The sequence below is a fragment of the Kitasatospora sp. NE20-6 genome (assembly GCF_045862635.1).
Genome location: NZ_BPRL01000182.1, coordinates 1 through 590 on the forward strand (window position 1 = coordinate 1; position 590 = coordinate 590).

At 71.0% G+C, this 590-nt stretch carries 1 protein-coding gene; it reads right to left on the minus strand.

Annotated elements, in window-relative coordinates; all coding sequences use genetic code 11:
* Positions 1–590 (minus strand): aldehyde dehydrogenase family protein (locus tag SNE206_RS40105; protein ID WP_407918522.1); only part of this gene is annotated, 590 nt, incomplete at both ends.

Below are 590 nucleotides of genomic sequence, written 5' to 3' on the forward strand. Positions count from 1 at the left end.
GAGGAGAACTTCAGACCCTGCACCGCCGCACGGATGTCCGCGTCCGGCAGGACCACCGCCGCCGACTTGCCCCCCAGCTCCAGACTCACCCGCTTGAGCTGCTCCCCCGCGATCGAGGCGATCCGCCGCCCGGCCCGCGTCGAACCCGTGAACGCGATCTTGTCGACCCCCGGATGCGAGACGAGGTACTCACTCGTCCCCCGGTCCGCGGGCAGCACACTGACCACCCCCCGCGGCAGCCCCACCCGCTCCAGCAGACCCGCGAGGAGCCCCATGCTCAGCGAGTTCTCCGGCGAGACCTTCAGAACCACCGAGTTGCCCGCCAGCAACGCCGGAATGATCTTCGAAGTCGCGGACGAGAACGGCGAGTTCCACGGAATCACCGCAGCCACCACACCCACCGCCTCCCGGCGCACCACACTGCGCACCGGCGAGGCCGGGTCCGAAGGGGCCAGCGTCCGCTCCCACCCGAACTCCTCCGCCGCCTTCAGATAGGCCTCCGCCTGCCGGGTCAGACCCGACTGCCCGGCCCGGGTGAACCAGCCCGCCGAACCGTTCTCCGCCGCGATCAGACCGGCGATCCGCTCCGC